The 19,098-nt window shown below is 48.1% G+C and carries 17 protein-coding genes and 1 other annotated feature; of the genes, 8 read left to right on the plus strand and 9 right to left on the minus strand.

Annotation, left to right across the window (positions count from 1 at the left end; all coding sequences use genetic code 11):
• Positions 1-5: 5 nt before the first annotated feature.
• From argB to FC96_RS13285, 4 genes are all read right to left on the minus strand, one after another.
• Positions 6-746, minus strand: a complete 741-nt coding sequence (gene argB / locus FC96_RS09965; protein ID WP_056942888.1) for an acetylglutamate kinase — start codon at positions 744-746, stop codon at positions 6-8.
• A 10-nt stretch (positions 747-756) separates the two neighbouring features.
• Positions 757-1,968: a bifunctional glutamate N-acetyltransferase/amino-acid acetyltransferase ArgJ gene (gene argJ, locus FC96_RS09970; protein ID WP_056942889.1), complete on the minus strand. Its 1,212-nt coding sequence runs from the start codon at positions 1,966-1,968 to the stop codon at positions 757-759.
• Positions 1,969-1,980: 12 nt separating this feature from the next.
• Positions 1,981-3,009 carry an N-acetyl-gamma-glutamyl-phosphate reductase gene (gene argC / locus FC96_RS09975; protein WP_056942890.1) on the minus strand — a complete coding sequence of 343 codons (1,029 nt, stop codon included), beginning with the start codon at positions 3,007-3,009 and terminating at the stop codon, positions 1,981-1,983.
• Positions 3,010-3,240: 231 nt separating this feature from the next.
• Positions 3,241-3,990 carry a C40 family peptidase gene (locus tag FC96_RS13285; protein ID WP_420835113.1) on the minus strand — a complete coding sequence of 250 codons (750 nt, stop codon included), beginning with the start codon at positions 3,988-3,990 and terminating at the stop codon, positions 3,241-3,243.
• A 263-nt stretch (positions 3,991-4,253) separates the two neighbouring features.
• Between FC96_RS13285 and FC96_RS09985 the strand changes: the two genes are divergently transcribed.
• Both FC96_RS09985 and FC96_RS09990 read left to right on the plus strand, forming a co-directional pair.
• On the plus strand, positions 4,254-5,099 hold the full coding sequence (locus FC96_RS09985) for a helix-turn-helix domain-containing protein (RefSeq protein WP_156403215.1): 846 nt from the start codon (positions 4,254-4,256) through the stop codon (positions 5,097-5,099).
• Between the two features lie 281 nt (positions 5,100-5,380).
• Positions 5,381-7,726: a nitric-oxide reductase large subunit gene (locus FC96_RS09990; RefSeq protein ID WP_056942892.1), complete on the plus strand. Its 2,346-nt coding sequence runs from the start codon at positions 5,381-5,383 to the stop codon at positions 7,724-7,726.
• A gap of 59 nt (positions 7,727-7,785) precedes the next feature.
• Here the strand turns inward: FC96_RS09990 and arcD are convergent, their stop codons facing one another.
• Positions 7,786-9,204, minus strand: a complete 1,419-nt coding sequence (gene arcD / locus FC96_RS09995; RefSeq protein ID WP_056942893.1) for an arginine-ornithine antiporter — start codon at positions 9,202-9,204, stop codon at positions 7,786-7,788.
• A 180-nt stretch (positions 9,205-9,384) separates the two neighbouring features.
• Positions 9,385-10,008 (minus strand): helix-turn-helix transcriptional regulator, encoded by a 624-nt coding sequence (locus FC96_RS10000; protein ID WP_056942894.1) that lies wholly within the window; start codon positions 10,006-10,008, stop codon positions 9,385-9,387.
• Positions 10,009-10,182: 174 nt separating this feature from the next.
• Between FC96_RS10000 and FC96_RS10005 the strand changes: the two genes are divergently transcribed.
• Positions 10,183-10,596, plus strand: a complete 414-nt coding sequence (locus FC96_RS10005; protein WP_056942895.1) for a hypothetical protein — start codon at positions 10,183-10,185, stop codon at positions 10,594-10,596.
• Here the strand turns inward: FC96_RS10005 and FC96_RS10010 are convergent.
• Positions 10,593-11,567, minus strand: coding sequence for an N-acetylmuramoyl-L-alanine amidase (locus FC96_RS10010; RefSeq protein ID WP_056942896.1), 975 nt, complete (start codon positions 11,565-11,567; stop codon positions 10,593-10,595). The two genes, FC96_RS10005 and FC96_RS10010, sit on opposite strands and share 4 nt — an antisense overlap.
• Entirely contained in the window at positions 11,567-13,060 is a 1,494-nt protein-coding gene (locus FC96_RS12785; RefSeq protein WP_202813027.1) for a C39 family peptidase, read from the minus strand. Before FC96_RS12785 ends, FC96_RS10010 begins: the two co-directional genes overlap by 1 nt.
• A 165-nt stretch (positions 13,061-13,225) precedes the next feature.
• Positions 13,226-13,462: a binding site (T-box leader), on the plus strand.
• A gap of 105 nt (positions 13,463-13,567) precedes the next feature.
• Here FC96_RS12785 and FC96_RS12945 point away from each other — a divergent pair.
• The 5 genes from FC96_RS12945 to FC96_RS10035 all read left to right on the plus strand — a co-directional run bounded on the left by FC96_RS12945 (position 13,568) and on the right by FC96_RS10035 (position 18,519).
• Positions 13,568-13,732, plus strand: a complete 165-nt coding sequence (locus tag FC96_RS12945; protein ID WP_156403216.1) for a hypothetical protein — start codon at positions 13,568-13,570, stop codon at positions 13,730-13,732.
• A 25-nt stretch (positions 13,733-13,757) separates the two neighbouring features.
• Positions 13,758-14,576, plus strand: a complete 819-nt coding sequence (locus FC96_RS10020; protein WP_056942897.1) for a 2-keto-4-pentenoate hydratase — start codon at positions 13,758-13,760, stop codon at positions 14,574-14,576.
• Positions 14,577-14,900: 324 nt separating this feature from the next.
• Complete coding sequence (locus FC96_RS10025; protein WP_056942898.1) at positions 14,901-16,340, plus strand: amino acid ABC transporter substrate-binding protein/permease; 1,440 nt, start codon at positions 14,901-14,903, stop codon at positions 16,338-16,340.
• Positions 16,337-17,083 (plus strand): amino acid ABC transporter ATP-binding protein, encoded by a 747-nt coding sequence (locus FC96_RS10030; protein ID WP_056942899.1) that lies wholly within the window; start codon positions 16,337-16,339, stop codon positions 17,081-17,083. The genes FC96_RS10025 and FC96_RS10030 overlap by 4 nt, the downstream gene beginning before the upstream one ends.
• A 164-nt stretch (positions 17,084-17,247) precedes the next feature.
• The gene (locus FC96_RS10035) at positions 17,248-18,519 is read left to right on the plus strand and encodes a M20/M25/M40 family metallo-hydrolase (protein ID WP_056942900.1); all 1,272 of its coding nucleotides are present in this window, start codon (positions 17,248-17,250) and stop codon (positions 18,517-18,519) included.
• A gap of 135 nt (positions 18,520-18,654) precedes the next feature.
• Here the strand turns inward: FC96_RS10035 and FC96_RS10040 are convergent, their stop codons facing one another.
• Entirely contained in the window at positions 18,655-19,041 is a 387-nt protein-coding gene (locus FC96_RS10040; protein WP_056942901.1) for an iron-sulfur cluster biosynthesis family protein, read from the minus strand.
• Positions 19,042-19,098 lie beyond the last annotated feature (57 nt).

Below are 19,098 nucleotides of genomic sequence, written 5' to 3' on the forward strand. Positions count from 1 at the left end.
ATTATCTATTCTGCCTCCTGCGTTAAAACCGTGCCATTGACGGTTAATTGATTCGTGATATGGACGGTTTTAACCCCCGAACGAATGGCCGCAACCGCTGCCTTGAGCTTCGGTTGCATCCCACTTTTAATCACGTTATTCGACATTAACATTGCCACTTTTTGCGGTGTTAACTGATGGATCACGGCGCCTTCCTGAAGAACGCCAGCCACGTCAGTTAATAAGTATAGTCTTTCAGCCTGCAATTTCTGAGCTACCACTGCGGCCGCATCGTCAGCATTGACGTTGAGCCACTGCCCTGTCGCCGTCATCGCAAGCGGCGCTAACACTCCAATCTGATTGGTTAACAGGTCTTGCAGGACCGGTTGATTAATCCCAGTCACATGACCCACGTGGCCGTATCGGGCCTGATTCACCCAATCGCCGGTCAGTAACCGCTGATCAGCAGCGTTAAGACCGAGTGCTGGTATGTGGGCCTGAGCCAGTTTAGTTAGCAACTTGGGTTGGGTAACCCCTAAAAGAACCATCTTGGTCAGGTCGAGCATGGCTGCATCTGTCACCCGTAATCCGTTACGTTTTTCAACGGTTAGTCCCAGCTGCTGAGATAACGCTGAAATCTGTGGACCGCCACCATGAATTAACAAAACTTGGTGGTGTTGTTGCCGCCAGGTTCTAAGTTGGTCAAAAAAGTTAGCGGTTAGCTGATCAATGGCGTTCCCGCCAATCTTAACGATAATAAGTCCCATGGCGCACCTCCTAAGTATGGTAGCTCGCGTTAATCTTAACGTAGTCGTATGTGAGGTCACAGCCCCACGCCTGTCCGGTTTGCACCCCAACGCCAAGGTCAACCTGAATGGTGACCTTAGGCCCTTGCATGGCTTTCGAGACCACCTCAGGATCGAAGGCTGTCCCCTCACTATGGGCAACGACTTGGGCACCGTTAATCCAAATTCCCACGTGATCAACAGCCATTTGCGCATCAACCATCCCGACGGCCGCAATAATTCGGCCCCAGTTCGGATCTTCACCGTATAACGCGGCTTTAGTCAGGTTTGAGCCCACGACAGCTTTTGCCACCCGTTGCGCATCAGCAGTCGTTTCAGCTCCTGAAACGTTGACTTCGACCAGCTTCGTGGCGCCTTCACCATCGGCGGCAATTTGTTGGGCCAGGGCCTTTAAGACCAGCGAGAAACCCGCCTTAAATGTGGCGTAATCAGTATCGGTCGCCTGAGTCAACGGTTGGTTCCCTGCTTGACCATTGGCCATCGCCAAAACCATGTCATTGGTTGACGTATCGCCGTCGACCGTGATTTGATTAAACGTTTCATCCACCGTTTGACTCAGCGTTGTTTGCAACAAGTCGCCAGTAATCGCGGCATCCGTCGTGACAAATCCCAGCATCGTTGCCATCTTGGGATGAATCATCCCCGATCCTTTCGCAAAACCAGAAATTGTCACTAATTGGCCGTTTACCAGCACCTGGACACTCGCCGTTTTGGGTTTCTTATCCGTTGTTAAAACGGCTTCCGTCACAGCCATCGTGGTCGTCTGCTGCAATTGGGTCACCCCGGCTTGAATCTTGGTCATGGGCAATGTGGCCCCAATTAAACCGGTCGAGGCAACGCCAACAAGGTGTGGGGCAATGTCTAACTTATCCGCAATCCACGTCTGTTCTTGCAAAGCATCAGTTTCCCCCTGCTGACCAGTACAGGAGTTTGCGATAGCACTGTTGACCACCACCGCTTGGAGCTGATGATGACTGTCGATAGTCGCTTTAGTGAGGGCCGTTGGCGCCGCTTGGAATTTATTAGTCGTATAGGTACCGGCCGCAGCAGCAGGGGCCACCGAGACCAGCCAGCCAAAGTCTTTTTTGGCCGTAGCGCCAAGTCCAATGGCAATGCCGTCGCTATAAAATCCCTGTGGCCATTGAAACGTTGTGAGCTGTAATTGTTCTGTTGGATTATTCATGGTGAGTTCTCCTTACGCCAGAACCGGCAAAGTAGGTAACCCTGCCGTTTCCGTTAACTGAAATAGGTCGTTAAAGTTTTGGACCGCCTGCCCCGCAGCCCCCTTCACGAGATTATCGATAACACTGACAACCATGATGGTGTTGGTCACGTCGTTGAAACTGATCCCTAAGGCACAGTTGTTCGTGCCAATCACCATCTTGATATCGGGCATCTGACCCGGCATTAACTGAATAAACGGATGATCTTGGTAAGTCACTTGAAAAGCGTCAACCACTGAGGCCTCGGTTAACCCGGGCACCCCTTTTGCGTAAATCGTGGCCATAATCCCCGTCGTAATTGGCAACAGCGTCGTGTTAAATTGAATCGACTCAATCGCTGGATCCCACTGCTTGAGCTGTTGCACAATTTCTGGAATATGCTGATGAGCGTTTAATTTATACACCTGCAAGTTGTCGTTGGCCTCTGTAAAATGCGTCAACGGCGACAACTTCTTGCCGGCCCCCGAAGTTCCCGACTTTGCGTCGACGATAATGCTGTCAGGTTGCACCAAGTTGTGTTGAACTAACGGCGCTAACCCTAGGAGCGTCGCGGTAGCGTAACATCCTGGATTGGCAACGTAGTGGGTCTGGGGTGCGCCAAGATCTGCTAATTGGTAACTAGCCGCGTTCAGCTGACTGGCTGGTGTTTTGTGGTACCACTGGGCATAAGCCTCTGGGTCCTGTAACCGGTAGTCGCCCGATAAATCAATCACCGGAAAATCCGCTTCAATAAACGGGCCGGCTAATTGACTCGTCACCCCGGCAGAGGTCGCAAAAAAAACGGCGTCGTTAGCTGCCATCATCGTCGCTGCATCAAAGGGCTCTAGTGGCAGGTGGTGGCCAAAAAACATCGGAACTTCTTCATCAAGGTAGCGGACAGGACCGTTTCCTTCATCAACATGGCCGTACAAGTTTACTTGATCGACTGCCGGATGGGCGGCCAACAATCGAAAAAGGGTCTGGCCACTGTAGCCGGTTACCCCAACAATTCCAACGTTCATTTCGTCACCTCATCTTTTAAATTTAGTATGGGACTCACTATATTCTCATAAATTTAAAAATGCAAGTTTTTCTTGTAAATTAATCATTTTTATCGCTAATTTTGTATAAAGTTAGGATATATAAGTTATTTTATGTATAAAACGTGGATTGAACACTAATTTATTTTAAAATTTTTCTCATCAAAAAAACGACAATCCCCTTCGATTGTCGTCACTCGCTCTTTGATTTAATTAAACTTGAGTCACCGTCATTGGCCGGGAATAGCCGACAACGTGCCACCATGGTGCACTCACGTTTTCAACGATCACACCCCGATTTTGAGCATCAATCATTTTACCGCCACCGATGTACAGGCCGACGTGAGAGATACTCATGGCATTACTCCCGAAGAAGGCGAGGTCACCCTTCTTCAAACTGGCTTTTTTAACATGGGAATGGTGGCTATATTGACTCTGAGCAGTTCTTGGCAACGTTTTGTTGGCCGCCTTCTTGAAAACATAGCCCGTCAATCCAGAACAATCAAATGTATAGGGCCCCACTGCGCCGTAACGATAGTGCTTACCAAGCTGACTTTTCGCCGTGCCAATCAACGTCGTAGCTGTTGTGCCCCTTTTGAGGGCGCTTGCTTTAACGAACCCCGCAACGGTTCCCTTTGTGTTTCGAACGTAGTAGTAGGTCGTCGACTGACCGTCTTCCGACACCTTAAGCTTCCGGGTCGCCTGCCACGTGGTCTTTGAATAGCTTTTTAAGTGGTGGATCGCTGAACCGATACTGGCCGTTTTCCCACTCACTTTGATGCGTTGAATATCGCCTGAATGATGTTTTGCGACCATGGCTGTTTTGGCAATCTTTTTATTCGTTGTGACGACCGCTGCGCTCTCTGCATGTGCCAGCTGCGAACCGCCAACAATGATGGCACTCATCAATGTTACCCCTGCAATCGCCCCTAAAACGATTCTACTTAGTTGTTTAAACTTCAAAAATGGCCACTCCTTCGTCTCTTAGTTAATAGTCTCCATCTTAACTGAGCCGCATGTCATGAGCGTAACAGGGCAATTTCATCGGGATTAATACTGTGTGTCGCTGCAATCAGATTGTGACCTCGCTGAAATATTGACAAGAATTGTGATCATTTGGCAACGTCCGTCTCTATATATTCCATTTTTATATAAAACGTTGGCCTCATTTTAACCCATTTTTCTGATATACTATATTCAAATTAAAAATAAATGGAATGATGATGATGAATATCGACCGCTTCATTAGTGCCCGCAAAAGTCGCGGATTATCACAAGCAGAACTCTGTGAGGGCATTTGTACCCAGGCAACACTAAGTAAATTTGAAAACTCCGGCAAGGCTCCCGCGATTCGCATTCTGACTCAGTTATGTGCTCGCCTCAACCTTACTTTGGACGACGTTTTCCCGGTCAATCCGCCGGCTCAATCAAAGGCTAATCACTTGTTGGACGCGGCTGAATTCACGTTGATTACCAGCGAGTACGAGGCCGCAAAAAAAGACCTGGCCCAGGTCACTTTTGATGATTTGACAACGGAAGGAAAGATGCAGTTTTACTTTGTTAGAGGCTATTTAACCGCATTAACCGGCGGCCCAATTGCGGATGCCCTGTACGACTTTAACTTGATTTTAAACGACCTTGATGATAACCATCGGTCGATTTTCACGTTACTCGCCTATACGGGTAGCGGTGTCGCATATAGTCGTAACGGTGAGCACACGAAGGGTGAGTTTTTCTTCCAAAAAGTGTTAGACCACCTGCACGATCTGCCACTCAAGGACAACAAATCCATCTGGCGGGCCCTCAACATGTTGTTTTATACGGCTGAATATTTTGCCCACGTTGGGGATTATAAAACCAGTGATCCACTGTTAGACTACGGCTACGAGATCTGTGCCAATAACCACGTGACATACTACGTCGCACGGATTTGCTTCCGGCAAGCTGAAAATGCCAAGGCTCAGGGCGCCGAATTCGCAACAGTTCAGGGCTATCTTAACGATGCCGCGGCGTTTGCGAAGATTAACCATAACCAATTGCTGCTTAAGCGGATTTCTGATTTTAACCAATAGCCCGCTTGAGACGTGAGTGACCACCCTTAAGAGATTCTAGATTGACCCAAATAAACCCGATTCAGCTGTTTATAGCGCTGAATCGGGTTTATTTGAGTTATCTGTTTGGAATCCCAGGCTTTACCCATCAAGAAGCTAGGTCGAACAATGAGCAACAATTTAGGTCACTCACACTTTTTATCACATGATTATTGATTAATTAGAAAAACGTATTTACATTTTTAGAATATTCAAATATTATTAAATGAGTTATCACTATACTTAATTTGGGGGCAGATAAAATGGCAACACGCAAACCTTACTCACGACTCACAAAAGTACTCGTGGGAATGCTCGTCGTTGTATTTTCAATATTGCTAGCCGGTGGTTGGCTTATTTTCAAAAATGAAGCACCTCGACCAGCTCAAATTGTTGACCAACAGGGGAACGTTTTAATTTCAAAAAAGACTTTGGTCAGCGGCCAAGCCGTTTATGAAAAATACGGGTTAACTGATTACGGCACTTATTTAGGGAACGGGTCTTATTTAGGACCAGATTATACAGCTGAGGCGCTTCACCACTACATTGAAGGCATGCACAGCTACTACGCGCAGAAGCTTTATCACCAGCCTTTCAAGCAATTATCCGAAATAAAAAGAGAGGGCATTATTGGGAAAACACGCCACGAAATACGTGAGAATCGCTATTCTCAATCTGATCAGACGTTGACCTTAACCACGGCCCAGGTTGCAGGATTACGAGCTATGCAAGCCTACTACCGAAAAGCATTTATTAATAACCCAAAACAAGCTGGGTTACCCGAAAACATGATTAAACTACAGGAAAAAGGCAATTTCTTGACTAAGGGTAATAAAGTGAATCAACTTAGCAGCTTCTTCTTTTGGGGTGCCTGGATGTCGTCGACAAACCGGCCAGGCAGAAACTTTTCCTATACCAATAATTGGCCCTACGATTTAGAGGCGGGTAACACGATGCCGGCCGAAGCCATGATTTGGACGGCCCTATCCGTTGCCTTCTTAGTCGCCGGGGTTGGTGTTGTTATCTACTATCAACGCCGTTATCATTTCGATATGCAGGCAACTTATACGACGGAGGCCGGGATGCCACTTATCGATCCTGACCAACCAATTACAACGAGTCAACGCAAAGTAGCCAAGTTTTTCGTCATTGTGATGGTGCTCTTCTTAATTCAAATTATGCTGGGCGAACTCATGGCTCACTATTACGTAGAAAACGAATTTTTTGGACTCCCACTTCAAAATATCTGGCCATTTAACTTAGCCAAAACTTGGCACTTACAACTGGTTATCTTCTGGATTGCTACCAGTTGGTTAGCGGCCGGAATCTATATCGTACCACGCGTTCTGGGCCGGGAACCCAAGCGCCAAGGAATCCTTGTCGATACCCTATTTTGGGCCCTGATTGTTGTCGTCGGGGGCAGCATGTTAGGCGAATGGGGCGATATTCTTGGCTTTATTAAGAAACAATGGTGGCTATTCGGCCACTCCGGTTGGGAATATATCGAAATGGGTAAATTTTGGCAAATTCTCTTTATTATTGGGATGCTTTTATGGATCTTCATTCTATGGCGTGGCTTTGTACCAGCGATGCGCCGTAAAATGGCCGGAGAAGGGGCTGATCGAACTCGATTAGTGACACTCTTATTCTTTGGTTCCATCGCCATTCCAGCATTTTACCTGGCTTCCCTGTTTATTATGCCTAACTCTCACGTCACTTTTGCCGATTACTGGCGCTGGTGGATTGTCCACCTCTGGGTTGAGGGCATTTTCGAATCATTTGCGGTCATTCTCATTGGCTACCTCATGGTTGACATGAAGCTCACAACCGTTCGCTCAACGGTTCGGGCGCTATACTTTCAAATTACGTTGCTGTTGGGAACTGGCGTCATTGGAATGGGGCACCACTACTTCTGGGAAGGCGACCACTCAATCTGGTTAGCCTTAGGGGCTTGTTTCTCAGCTCTTGAAGTTATCCCACTTTGTCTCTTAGTCTGGGAAGCCTACACTCACTATCGGGTTTATCGCGACACCACCGGAAGCTTTCCATATAAGGGAACCTTCATGTTCCTCGTCTCAACTGGTCTCTGGAACGCGGTTGGGGCCGGCGCCCTTGGCTTTTTAATCAACGCACCTGCCATTAACTACTTTGAACATGGTACCCAATGGACCTCTGCACACGCCCACGGCTCAATGGCCGGTGTATATGGGATGTTTTCAATTGCCATTCTGCTATACGTCATGCGTAACATCAGCCAGAAATCCGTTTGGACGCCAAAAGTTGAAAAATGGGTCAAATGGGCCTGTATCGCGCTTAATGTTGGCTTAGCGGGTATGGTCTTTGCCACGCTCATGCCGGTTGGTTACATTCAGCTTAAAGATGCGCTCACAAACGGTTACTGGCATGCGCGACTCACAAGTTTCTACCATCAACCACTTGTTTCTGGATTAATGTGGGGCCGGATGCCTTGGGACCTGATCTTTACCGCTGGCGTTGTGATCCTTCTGGTCGTGGTTGTTTACGCCTTCTTCCACTTGAAACCAGCAGAAAACAAAAAAATGGCGGCTGCTCATGAAACGTTCGATGAACAAACAACGCCCTCTCACTAAAAATTACGATTGCCTATTAAAAAAGTCGTTCGGATTAATTTCCAAACGGCTTTTTAAGTTTACAAATGAATCTGACCCAGGAAGAATAAAATCAGGGTCACAGCGCCAGTACTGCAAATCAGAATTGTCGCCGACAGTTCCATCTTAGAACAGTAATAACCCAGTTGTTGCTTTTGGGTCATCATGTACAAGACAATTCCTGGAATATAAACAACCAGACAAATCAGCAGATATTGGAGACCAGCTAGGGTGATGCCGACTAATTCAAAGGCTAACGCCCCAATTCCAATCAGTAATTGGACCCGATTGCCCTTTTCAAGTCGGTGTTGCCACGAATACTTAATCTGATAGGCTGCAACGATCATGTAGCAAACGACGACCGCAGCCGTACAAAGGCTGTAAGCAAATTCATAAGCGCGTTCGGCAAAAATCAAAATCACTAAGAAGGCCTGCACCATCGCGCCTGTCACCATCAACGCTAACGTTGGCGCACCATGCCGATTCTTTCGGCCAAACCGCTTCGGTAATAGTCCCTGCTCAGCCATAAGATCCATTGTTTCAGCCGGCAGCATCGTCCATGAAAGCCAGGCACCCAAGATGGAAATGAGTAGGCCAATACTGATAAAGGCACCGCCCCATGGGCCTACCATCTCCGCAAAAATGTAGGTCATCGCGGGCTTGGGTAACGCCGTCAGTTGGGCTTGCGTCAGATAACCATACGGTAGGATTGAGGCTAAAACGTAAATGACCAGCAGGCAACAAACTCCGACCACAGTTGCTTTCCCAGCGACTTGCCGGCTTTTTGCCCGAGCGGATAAAACGGTCGCCCCTTCAATCCCAACAAAGACCCACATCATCACCATCATGCAGGCTTTAATTTGCCCCCAAACCGCGGATGCGGTAACGGGGCCGGCCATGTTGCTCCAAAATTCGGTGGCAAAAATCCGGCCGTTAAACACGATAATGGCAACAACAATAAACGTAAAAATTGGAATCAGCTTACAAATCGTGATAATGCCGTTCATCAGTGCAGCGCTTTCAACCCCGCGATTAACCAAGAAAGTCAATCCCCAAGCAAAACAACTTGCGACCATGACCGACGGTACGCTATTGTCCCTTTGAAAAACCGGGAAGAAGTAGCCTAAGGTACTCATAAATACCGTTGAAAAGGCCACGTTTCCCAGCCAAGCGGACATCCAATAACCCCAGCCACTGATAAACCCAACAAAGTTACCAAAGCCGGCTTTACCATAGGAAAATATTCCTTCGAGGTCCGGGCGCTTGTTAAGCAAGTTATTCAAAGAAAGCGCTAACATCAAAATCCCAAAACCAACAATTCCCCAGGCGATTAAAGCGGGCCCAGGAGCCGCAGCACTGCCAAGATCACTACTCAACGCAAAAATACCAGACCCAATGGATGACGTGACCACAAGGGCCGTTAACGTAATGCCATTAATTTTTTGAGTTTGCGCAGCCATAGGCGTTCCTCTTCTCTGATGGTAATTTTGTGAATTTTTTCTTTTCCTTAAGTTTAGTGTAACGGTTAAACGTTAAGTAAATATGGCTAAAGTATGAAAATTTTGTGTTGTTTTCCCAAGTTTCGGCTATTTATGCAGTGACCTACATCTTTAAACCTTGTAAAACCCGCAGAAGATAGTTTATTTATCACCTTTTTTTGGCCCCGGCCACATCCAAAGTAGACTCGTCACCCCAAGTGAGAGCACCATTATTGCTGCATAGTGACTACTTTGTTGCCCCGCAAAAAAGGCAACGCTATGCCGTTTAGCCGGTAAAGGTACAGCCATTGTTGTCAGCGCCGTTATGACGTACACCCCTAGCATCGTTGCGACTGCACCCAGTCCCCACCTAATCCGGCGAAAATTTGCCCACCGATCATAATGAGTTGCCAAAATAAACCAGTTGAGAAAGACTGCGCTGGTTAGGAAGGGGACGTGGACATTAAAAGGTCGAAACAGATTGACGTAGCCCATGACAACCAGAATAATGTTTAAACACCAAGTCACACAAAGCATCCGCTGATTCTGCAAGCCAACTTTTTCTTGACTGTTATAGTGATCCACGAGTCGATCGTCTTTCAGCAAATCATCCAGTGAAATTTGAAAGATCTCACTGAGTCGAATAAGACTGCCGACATCTGGATAGCTATGACCGGTTTCCCAGCTTGAAATCGTCTTCCGAGAAACACTTAATTCATCGCCCAATGCTTGCTGGGTCAACCCTAAGGTTTTCCGACATGCTTTTATTTTCTCTGATGTTTGCATTTTCATCCCCCACTCCTAACTGCTATTTTACCGCATCACCGGCTTAAAAGTCGGCCTATCGAAAGTTGTCTATGTACGGTAGACACGCGTCGCTACGAGACTTAGCTTGTCTTCAGTCCTCTAAACCTTCAAAGTAAACTTGCTTTCCCATTTTATTGATTGGTGGTCTTTTTAATGACAGTAATGACAAATTTTTGGACAAAAATGTTTGATCGAGATGAACCAGCTGGATTGGCCGAATTCACGCTTTACTTTCTAATTTACAGTAGTATCTTATCAGCGCACTACTTGGTTAAAACACCAGCCATCCTACATCTTTTCCTTGCGGGGGCCACTCTTATTATGGCCTTTCCGTATGCCATGCTCCTCATTCGGCGCTACCGTAGCATTACTATTCCAAAGTGGTTTGCTACCGCCTACGCTATTTTCTTAATTACGGTATGGCTCATTATCTTATTCGTTTCAGGCCACGATCTTCTTAACATCCCCTTGGGACTACTCGCTTTCACCTTTCCCGGTTTTTATCCCCAACCTCATCGCTCACAAAAAACATCTGAGACAAGTCGTGCCTCAGATGTCCATCATTAATTTATAGGCGAACTGCTGGCCGGGACAAATCCTAACCGGTGGTTCAGCCAGATTAGCTGTGCTGAGCGGGTTGGTCCCAGTTCGATATGCCCCGCACAATCGACCAGCTCTGGCCCTTTAAGGTGATCTAACACGACTGCTCGGTATTCATCTGGGAGGTCAGCCAGTTTAGCGGCTGCCGTTTGGGGGCCACTAGTCACCGAGATTGGCCCGCTAAGTGGTGCCTCTTGTAAGCCACTTTCTGGGCGACCAATCCCGGCTTCAGCCTGAAGCCAGGCGAGCTTGCCATTGTACCAAATACCGATCCAGTCCGGTCGAAGGGCCGCACACTCAAACAGTTGGCCATAACTCAACTGACGGGTCCACGCAGGCCCCTCAGTCGTGAGTGGGGCCTGCTGATCTGGCTGCCGATATAACGAGACGGTATTTTTTAAACTCACGATTGGCTGCCCGATGACCGGCGGCAGCAGACGCGGATTGATCACACCTAGCTGTGGTATTAACCATGCCCAGTCAAACTGCAACCCTGGATCGGTGTGCATGGTCGGGGCTGAAGTGGCCGTCGGCGCAGGCACGTTATCATGGCCGATAATATGCGCCCGATCCCGTTGAATCTGATATTGATCTGTGAGACTCGTCAACAGCCGCACCAGGGCCCGTAATTGAACCATCGAAAATGGTGCTGGTTGATCAATGAAGGCCTCGAGTTCAATCCCAATCGACATGGCATTCATCGCCCAGTTTCCGGCATGCCAGGCGACGTCTTGATCGTTCACAAATTGGGTGACCGCCCCATCATGGTGCCGAATTAAATAGTGCGCGCTAACCCCGTTATCAGTCGTGAACCGCTCGACGGTCTGGAAATAGTCAAGCTGCGTCGCATGGATAACAACGAAGTGAATTGGCCGCGGCCCCACTGCGTCGTAGCGGGAATAGGTGCCCCGGGCGGCTGATTGTTCGTTAAACATCATTAAAGGGCTAACGTTCCGGTTAGCGTCGGCTGGCTCATCCGAATAACGTACAGTGTCATTGAAGTTGCCAGCGGGTGGCGCTCTTTAATTTCGGACAAATCAAAGGCCACCCGCCCTGATTCATCAATGGTCAAATAAGTCATCGGTAACGCCGCAGTCGTGGCGGCTGGTGTGGCATCGTCAAACGTTGCGAGAACCGTCGTCGTTGACTTCGCATACGCCTCGGGTTGAGTCGTTGGCTGTGGTGCCATGGTCAAAGCAGCGCCGCCTTGCCGAATCTCAAGGTGCTGTTGATCACTTGCCAGTGTCACGTCGACCGCAAACCGCACCGGTTGCATGATCTGTTCGTAACCGTTATAAGGTGCCCGAACAATGTAGGCAACTCGAGACTGCCAAGCCGCATCAAATTGATCAAGCCGATATAGTCGGCTAACCGTTTCATCGCTTGCTGCGTATGAATCATTGACCGCCACGTACTCAATACCATCTTTTTGAGTAAAGCCAGTGACTAACAATAGATGGCCAAAAGTTGCGCCCGGTGCGTTCTCGACGTAGGGTAATTCCGTTTGCGTTGTATCATTGGTATACCGGACGCTGACGCCGACTGGAAATCCGTCTTGAATCTGTCGTCGAAGGCCGTTGAGGTCCGTATAAACCGTGAACGCCTCGTAGCCCATGCTACCCGCTAGCGCGCTACTAAAGGCCCAGTTACCAAAACCTTCGTAACTGGTATCGTAATTTTTAAGTGCCGCTTCCTCTGGTAAAATATCAGCTGATTGGGCGTTAACCGCCATCGAAATCGTCGTTGGACTGCAAATCCCCGGGGCCAACTGAGGGTCTCGAATTTCTTGCGAGTACGCAGGTGCCGGCAAAACGCGGTCAATCGAAATCGGCCGCGGATCCTTTCTTAAATCGGTTGAAACCGGATCAACACTGGCCCCAAGAAGCTTCAACACCGGTGTTTGTGACGGGTCACTAGACCGTAAAATAGCCCGGAGCTGGGCCTTATCAGCCGTCCCAGTTAAAACCCGTAACGTATCTGTATCCACTGTTACTTCAGGATCACTAATATCATCTTCAACGCTGGCACTATTCAGGTTCGTTGACCAGTGCCCCCAACTATGCCAGTCGGACCAGTGGCCGTTTACCCAGACACGAGCCTGAGCTTCTACGGACGTCTTCGGCGGCGTCAGTGCATTCCACGAGATAATGAGATGTTTAAATTCTGGCAAACTGAATGCCGGCGTCGTCATCACGCCCTCACGGAAGTACTGCTGGTCATCTTGCGCAAGCACAACGGCACTCTCATCTGCTGTTGCCTGGGTGACGTGAACGCCAAATGCGGTCAGATCAACACCGGAAAAATCATCAAATAATCGGCCATTTGGCATCCAAGTTGGTGCTTGGGCCTTTTTTTGATTCGTTAAGTAAATCGTCGATAGTCCGGCGACCAAACCGATAGCTGATCCAAGTATAAATCTAGATAGTTTCACTATATTCGCCCCTCGCCTTCATCTCTTATTCGGCGTTATTATACCATGGAACGGACCATTCCACCTAAGGACGCTAAGCGATTAAAAAAATCTCATTTATTTTTAATAAAACTGTTGACTTCCATCGAATATGGGGTTAGAGTAACACCAATCATTAAATTTAGATAAAAAGCAATGACGAGTACCCCCTCACTGAATTGGTGTCAGAGAGTTGCTGGCTGATGAAAAGCAACGACCAAGAAGTTCAGGGAATCCACTCCGAGCCGCACGTCGAACCAAAAGTAGATCGTGCTGGGGACACCCATTATAGTGTTAGCGTATCGCAGCAATGCCGTACGTGAGAGGTAGTGCAATTATTGCACTACAAACTAAGGTGGTACCGCGTTATTGAACGCCCTTAACAGCAAGAGGTCTGTTGTTAAGGGCGTTTTTTTATCGAAAGAGTGGCGAACCACACATGACTTGTAGTGGTGGGTCACCAATAAACATTAAGGGAGGTGAGGTCAAATGGAAGCTGGTATTAAAAGTTCAGATGACAGTGACATTCAGATTTTAAGCCAACATATCGATTTAGTTATCACATCACACATAGTTAATGAAGTGCCTTTCTCATTTGGCTCGCCATTCCTGCAATTTGGCTCTGGCGAGCCCACACATAGTACCAAAACCTAATCAAACCTATTTGGAGGTCTCGCCCATGAGTGAACAATTAGTTAACCAACCCGTTTTACCAAAACAAACTGCAGCCTTTGTCGATGATTTATTTAACGCCTATCAGACTAGAAAACCGTTAGTTGAAGCCGACTACACGGGACTGGTCGAAGACGAGCAAACGGCTTATGAGGTCCAGCGTGAACTGACTGCCAAGAAAAACGAACACGTTGGCGGTTACAAAGTCTCACTAACTAGTAAGCAAACTCAAGACATGTTTGATTCCGACTCCCCGCTTTACGGCGCCCAAGTCGCCAGTCGTTTTGTCCAATCGCCGGCCAACTTACATCTTAGTACGCAATTGATGGCCCCCCTCGCTGAGGTAGAGATGTTATTCACCGCCAAGGAACGCCTCTCAAGTCGCGACAGTCTCACTGATCTCTTCCATAAAACCAAAGTAGCCGCAGCTGTCGAAGTTCCGGATTCCCGGTTTAGCGACTGGTTCCCTAGCCTCTCTAAATACATGGTCATGGCCGATGCAGCAGTCGGTGGCTACGTTGTATACGGCACCGAAATGGACACGGACCAGCTCTTCGAAAATGTCGATGACCTAGCCAACGTCTATTGCGAACTCTTTCATGACGACCAAAAGCTAAAGGATGGCGCTTCTTCGGAAGTCCTCGGCAATCCACTCAACTCACTAAAGTGGTTGGTGGACAAACTCGAAGCCCAGGGGATGCCACTTCTGGCCGGTCAACGCGTGTCGAGTGGCACATTCTTGCTACCCGAAACATTAACGAACGGGAACTGGAAGGCCACGTTTGATAAAGGCCTCGGCGCCGTCTTCGTCAACGTGACCGACTAATACCTATTTTGCCAAACCACTTCGGTTAATCCTTCAACTTGCCCGCAGTCCGTCCCCACTGGATTGCGGGTTTTAATTTGGTTGCTGAGGGTTTAAGCCAGTTAAATGCGTCATTTTTGACCGCAGAAACAGGTATACCAATTTGAACAAACGCCAAGTGTTTGGGCTCAATTTTTTTCACAATCCTTAATGTTATAAGGATTCTCTTATAACCTTTAACTTAAAATAATTTTAAGTTAAGCTATACATCCGTAAAATTCTCTGTTATGATATTCTCATAAAATTTAATGTCACGTTTTCTAACATGACGTCAGGAGGCAATTTATGAAACGTCGTCTTTTTGCGGTCTTCAGTTTTGTGGCCGTTCTCTTCGCCTTAGGTTTAGGATTGGGTTATTCCAGTGCATCCGCTAAGACGCAGCAAACCTACACGATTGGTACCGACGTGACGTTCCCACCGTTTGAATTTGCAAACGATCAAAATAAATACGTCGGCATCGATATGGACCTCATGCGGGCTATCGCTAAGGATCAGGGGTTCAAGGTTAACATTAAACCCCTTGGCTTTAATGCGGCCGTCCAAGCGACCCAGTCCGGCCAGATTGACGGCGTGATTGCCGGAATGTCCATCACCAAAGAACGCGCTGCAACCTTTGATTTTTCTAACCCGTACTTCACCTCTGGCGTCGTGATGGCTGTTGCAAAAAACAGCAAGATTACCGACCTTAATGCCTTAAAAGGCAAGCGGGTGGCCGTTAAAACCGGGACCTCTGGCGCTGATTACGCTAACAGTATCAAAAATAAGTACGGCTTTAAAGTGGTCACTTTTGATGATTCAAACAACATGTACGAAGACGTCACGACGGGAAACTCCGTTGCGTGTTTTGAAGATTCGCCCGTGATGCGCTATGCCATTCAACAGGGTTCCAAGCTAAAAATCGTCACTAAACCAGCTGAAAGCGGCTCATATGGATTTGCCGTTAAAAAGGGCCAAAATAAAGCGCTTTTGACCGCTTTTAACCGCGGATTAGCGAACTTAAAAAAGAACGGCCAATACGACAAAATTACCGAACGCTACTTAGGTAAAGACAGCACGGCCAAACCAGCCGATGACCGTAGCTTCCTTGGACTCCTCAAGCAAAATAAGGGCGCCCTGTGGGATGGGTTTGTTGAGACCCTCTGGCTCACCGTTGTGTCAATCTTTTTTGCCACCCTCTTCGGGGTCATTGTCGGGCTAATGGGCGTTGTGCCAAGCAAGTTCATTAATGGCGCCTCAACAACCCTGATTTATATTTTCCGAGGCTTGCCACTGCTAGTTCTCGCCTTGTTCATCTACACTGGAATTCCAAGCTTAACCGGTCAAAAGATTCCCGCCTTTGTGGCCGGGGTTATCACACTGATGTTCAACGAAGGGGCCTATATTGCAGCCTTCGTTAAGGGTGGGATTAATGCGGTTGACCATGGCCAAATGGAAGCAGCTCGAAGTTTAGGACTACCATTTGGTAAGTCGATGCGAAAAGTCATCCTGCCACAAGGGATCAAAATTATGGTGCCATCTTTCATTAATCAGTTCATTATTACCTTAAAGGACACGTCGATTCTTTCCATCATTGGCCTTTTGGAACTCACCCAAACCGGAAAAATCATCATCGCCAGAAACCTCGAAGGCTTCAAGGTTTGGACCATCGTTGCGGTCATTTACCTCGTCGTGATCACCCTGCTCACTTGGCTGTCTAACTGGGTACAAAGGAGAACAAAAATATGAGCGAAACCAAAGCAAAGATCAAAGTTGACAATTTAGTTAAAAACTACGGCGACAACGCTGTGCTAAAGGGCATTAATCTGGAAGTTAAAAATAACGAAGTCGTCGTCATCATCGGCCCTTCTGGTTCCGGGAAAAGTACCCTTTTGCGCACACTTAACAAGCTGGAAGAACCGACTGGCGGGTCGATCGTCGTTGATGGCTACGATATCGCCAAACCGGATACGGATATTAATAAGGTCCGTGAAAACATCGGGATGGTCTTTCAACATTTTAATTTGTTCAACAACTTAACAGTGGGTGAAAACATCACCTTAGCCCCCCTTGAGCTCAAGAAAGAGGCGCCAAAACAAGCCACAGAACACGCCCACTCGCTCCTCCAAATGGTCGGCTTAGAATCTAAGTTTGACGCCCGGGTTCAATCGCTGTCTGGTGGGCAGCAACAACGGGTTGCGATTGCCCGCGCCCTTGCGATGAAGCCTGATGTCATGTTGTTTGACGAGCCAACCAGTGCCCTTGACCCCGAAATGGTCGGTGACGTCTTGGCAGTTATGAAGGACTTAGCTAAGCAAGGGATGACCATGGTGGTCGTCACCCACGAAATGGGCTTTGCCAAAGAAGTCGCTGACCGGGTCATCTTCGTTGATGACGGTCAGATCCTAGAAGAAGGCACGCCCGATGAGTTATTCGGCCACCCGAAGCACCCTCGCCTGCAAGACTTCTTAAATAAGATCTTAAACGTATAGGGCCAGCCAGCCCACCGAGTCAAAAAAAGAGCGGTCATTTGATCGCTCTTTTTTTTGACCCGATTTCACCCGCAAATCCACTGCTTTTGGGTGATGGGTATGGTAAGATTAAAATACGATGAAGAAACCAGGTAACATACTCTGACCGACGAGGTGGTCCCGATTTGAAAACAGCGGAAAAGATTCGTATCGTGGCTGACCTGATCGCCATTGATAGCGCCAATAATCACGAAGAACAAATTGCCGATTACCTGTTAAAGTTATTTGCGATATACGGCATCAAAGCGTCCAAGATTACTCAATTTCCAGGGCGCTGTAACCTCGTGGCCGAAATCGGCGACGGCCAAGCGCCAAAAATCGGCCTCTCCGGGCATTTTGACACCGTCTCACCTGGTGATGAGACCCAGTGGACAACGTCGCCTTACTCGGCAGTTATCGACGCTGATACCCTTCGTGGGCTCGGTGCTAGTGATATGAAGGCTGGCGTTGCCCAACTTGTGATTACCATGATTGAACTCAAACAGGCCGGCTTGCCCCGGCATGGTACTATTCGGTTTTTAGGCACCATCTCCGAGGAGCTAACCGAAGAAGGCGCTAGATTACTAGCTGATCAAGGATACGCTGATGATTTAGATGTTCTCCTTTTTGCTGAGCCTACTGGCGTGGCAATTGATCAGCTGCCAGCGTATTTTGACAGTGGTGCTGCCCGCATTGATCACAACACCCTAGACGCCTTATTGGCGGCCGCCGAAACGACGCAGGCGCGGGAGCAACACTTTATTTTCCAATCTCACAAGGGATGGATGACATACACGGTCACGGCCCATGGAAAAGCAGCTCACAGTTCAATGCCCGGCTTGGGAATCAACGCAGTGGACTGCTTAATCACTTACTATCAGGCCGAAAAAGCGCTGTATGCTAATTTAATGGAAACGAGTGCAGAGTTGGGAGCCACCATTTACGCCCCCGATATTTTCCACGGTGGCACGCAGGTCAACAGTATCCCGGCCATCGCTTACGAACAAGTCAAAGTGCGCACCATTCCCGAGTTGCCCAACTCGGAACTCATCAACCGTCTCTCGCACCTCATCGACGAGCTCAATCAGCAACCCGACATGAACTTGGAGCTAACGGTCGAACAAAGCGAGGTTCCGGTAGCCAACAGCACGCCCCTCACTTTCGCACCATTCCTTCAACACCACGCCCACACAACGCTTGCTGAGCCGTTAGACTTGCCCACCATCAGTGTGTCACTGGGAACGGACGCCTCTGAATTCCGCCGTCGAAATTCCACGGCCGAAATGCTGGTCGTGGGACCCGGTAATACCAGTGCCCACCAAGTAGATGAATTCGTCTCAATTTCAGCCTACCTCAACATGATTGAGTTACTGATTGCCAGCTTAACCGATTATTTTTCAGTTAATCAGAAAGACTGATACCGAAGTATCAGTCTTTCTGGTTGGTGTTTTTCTTTTGAGGCTCGAGAAGAACAAAGCAACTAGCATGCGGGTCTTAGCTCAGTGTTCGAAACGCGCTCCCCAAGGCATACCGCCTTGGCTCACACTCTGACCCTAACAATCATGCGTCTTTCCCGCCGCTGCTACCACTTCGGGGTAATCCTTGATGGCAACACTCTCATCCACCGTTCCCGCTTGTGTCTTTAGCCGAATCATCCCGTATTTATTGAGGTCTAGTTTGGGGGAGCCCTCAATATAGGTTGTCGTGTAATCCTTGATAAAAACCGGACCCAGCGGGCTAGCAACTTCAGCGTTATACGTTGGATCGAGGTTTTCCTTGGTCACGATCAAGAGTTGAAAACTCGTGTCGAGCGAACAATTACCCACACTTGAGTAATTCCCGACCCCGTCGTCTAAGTCCAGTATTAACTGGTCGTCCGGCGCGGTCATGTGCGCTTTGAGTCGTGCTTGGACCTTATCATCCATTTCAAGTCTAATCATGGAAATACCCCCTTCTCTTTATGCGTACAGTGTCGCACGTTTTCGGTTCTAGTGCAA

This window comes from Secundilactobacillus kimchicus JCM 15530 (genome assembly GCF_001433995.1).
Classification (GTDB): domain Bacteria; phylum Bacillota; class Bacilli; order Lactobacillales; family Lactobacillaceae; genus Secundilactobacillus; species Secundilactobacillus kimchicus.

Coding starts and splice junctions, on each gene's coding strand:
- argB (WP_056942888.1), bottom strand. CDS start 746: ATGGGACTTATTATCGTTAAGATTGGCGGGAACGCCATTGATCAGCTA.
- argJ (WP_056942889.1), bottom strand. CDS start 1,968: ATGAATAATCCAACAGAACAATTACAGCTCACAACGTTTCAATGGCCA.
- argC (WP_056942890.1), bottom strand. CDS start 3,009: ATGAACGTTGGAATTGTTGGGGTAACCGGCTACAGTGGCCAGACCCTT.
- FC96_RS09985 (WP_156403215.1), top strand. CDS start 4,254: ATGAATATCGACCGCTTCATTAGTGCCCGCAAAAGTCGCGGATTATCA.
- FC96_RS09990 (WP_056942892.1), top strand. CDS start 5,381: ATGGCAACACGCAAACCTTACTCACGACTCACAAAAGTACTCGTGGGA.
- arcD (WP_056942893.1), bottom strand. CDS start 9,204: ATGGCTGCGCAAACTCAAAAAATTAATGGCATTACGTTAACGGCCCTT.
- FC96_RS10000 (WP_056942894.1), bottom strand. CDS start 10,008: ATGCAAACATCAGAGAAAATAAAAGCATGTCGGAAAACCTTAGGGTTG.
- FC96_RS10005 (WP_056942895.1), top strand. CDS start 10,183: ATGACAGTAATGACAAATTTTTGGACAAAAATGTTTGATCGAGATGAA.
- FC96_RS10010 (WP_056942896.1), bottom strand. CDS start 11,567: ATGATGTTTAACGAACAATCAGCCGCCCGGGGCACCTATTCCCGCTAC.
- FC96_RS12945 (WP_156403216.1), top strand. CDS start 13,568: ATGGAAGCTGGTATTAAAAGTTCAGATGACAGTGACATTCAGATTTTA.
- FC96_RS10020 (WP_056942897.1), top strand. CDS start 13,758: ATGAGTGAACAATTAGTTAACCAACCCGTTTTACCAAAACAAACTGCA.
- FC96_RS10025 (WP_056942898.1), top strand. CDS start 14,901: ATGAAACGTCGTCTTTTTGCGGTCTTCAGTTTTGTGGCCGTTCTCTTC.
- FC96_RS10030 (WP_056942899.1), top strand. CDS start 16,337: ATGAGCGAAACCAAAGCAAAGATCAAAGTTGACAATTTAGTTAAAAAC.
- FC96_RS10040 (WP_056942901.1), bottom strand. CDS start 19,041: ATGATTAGACTTGAAATGGATGATAAGGTCCAAGCACGACTCAAAGCG.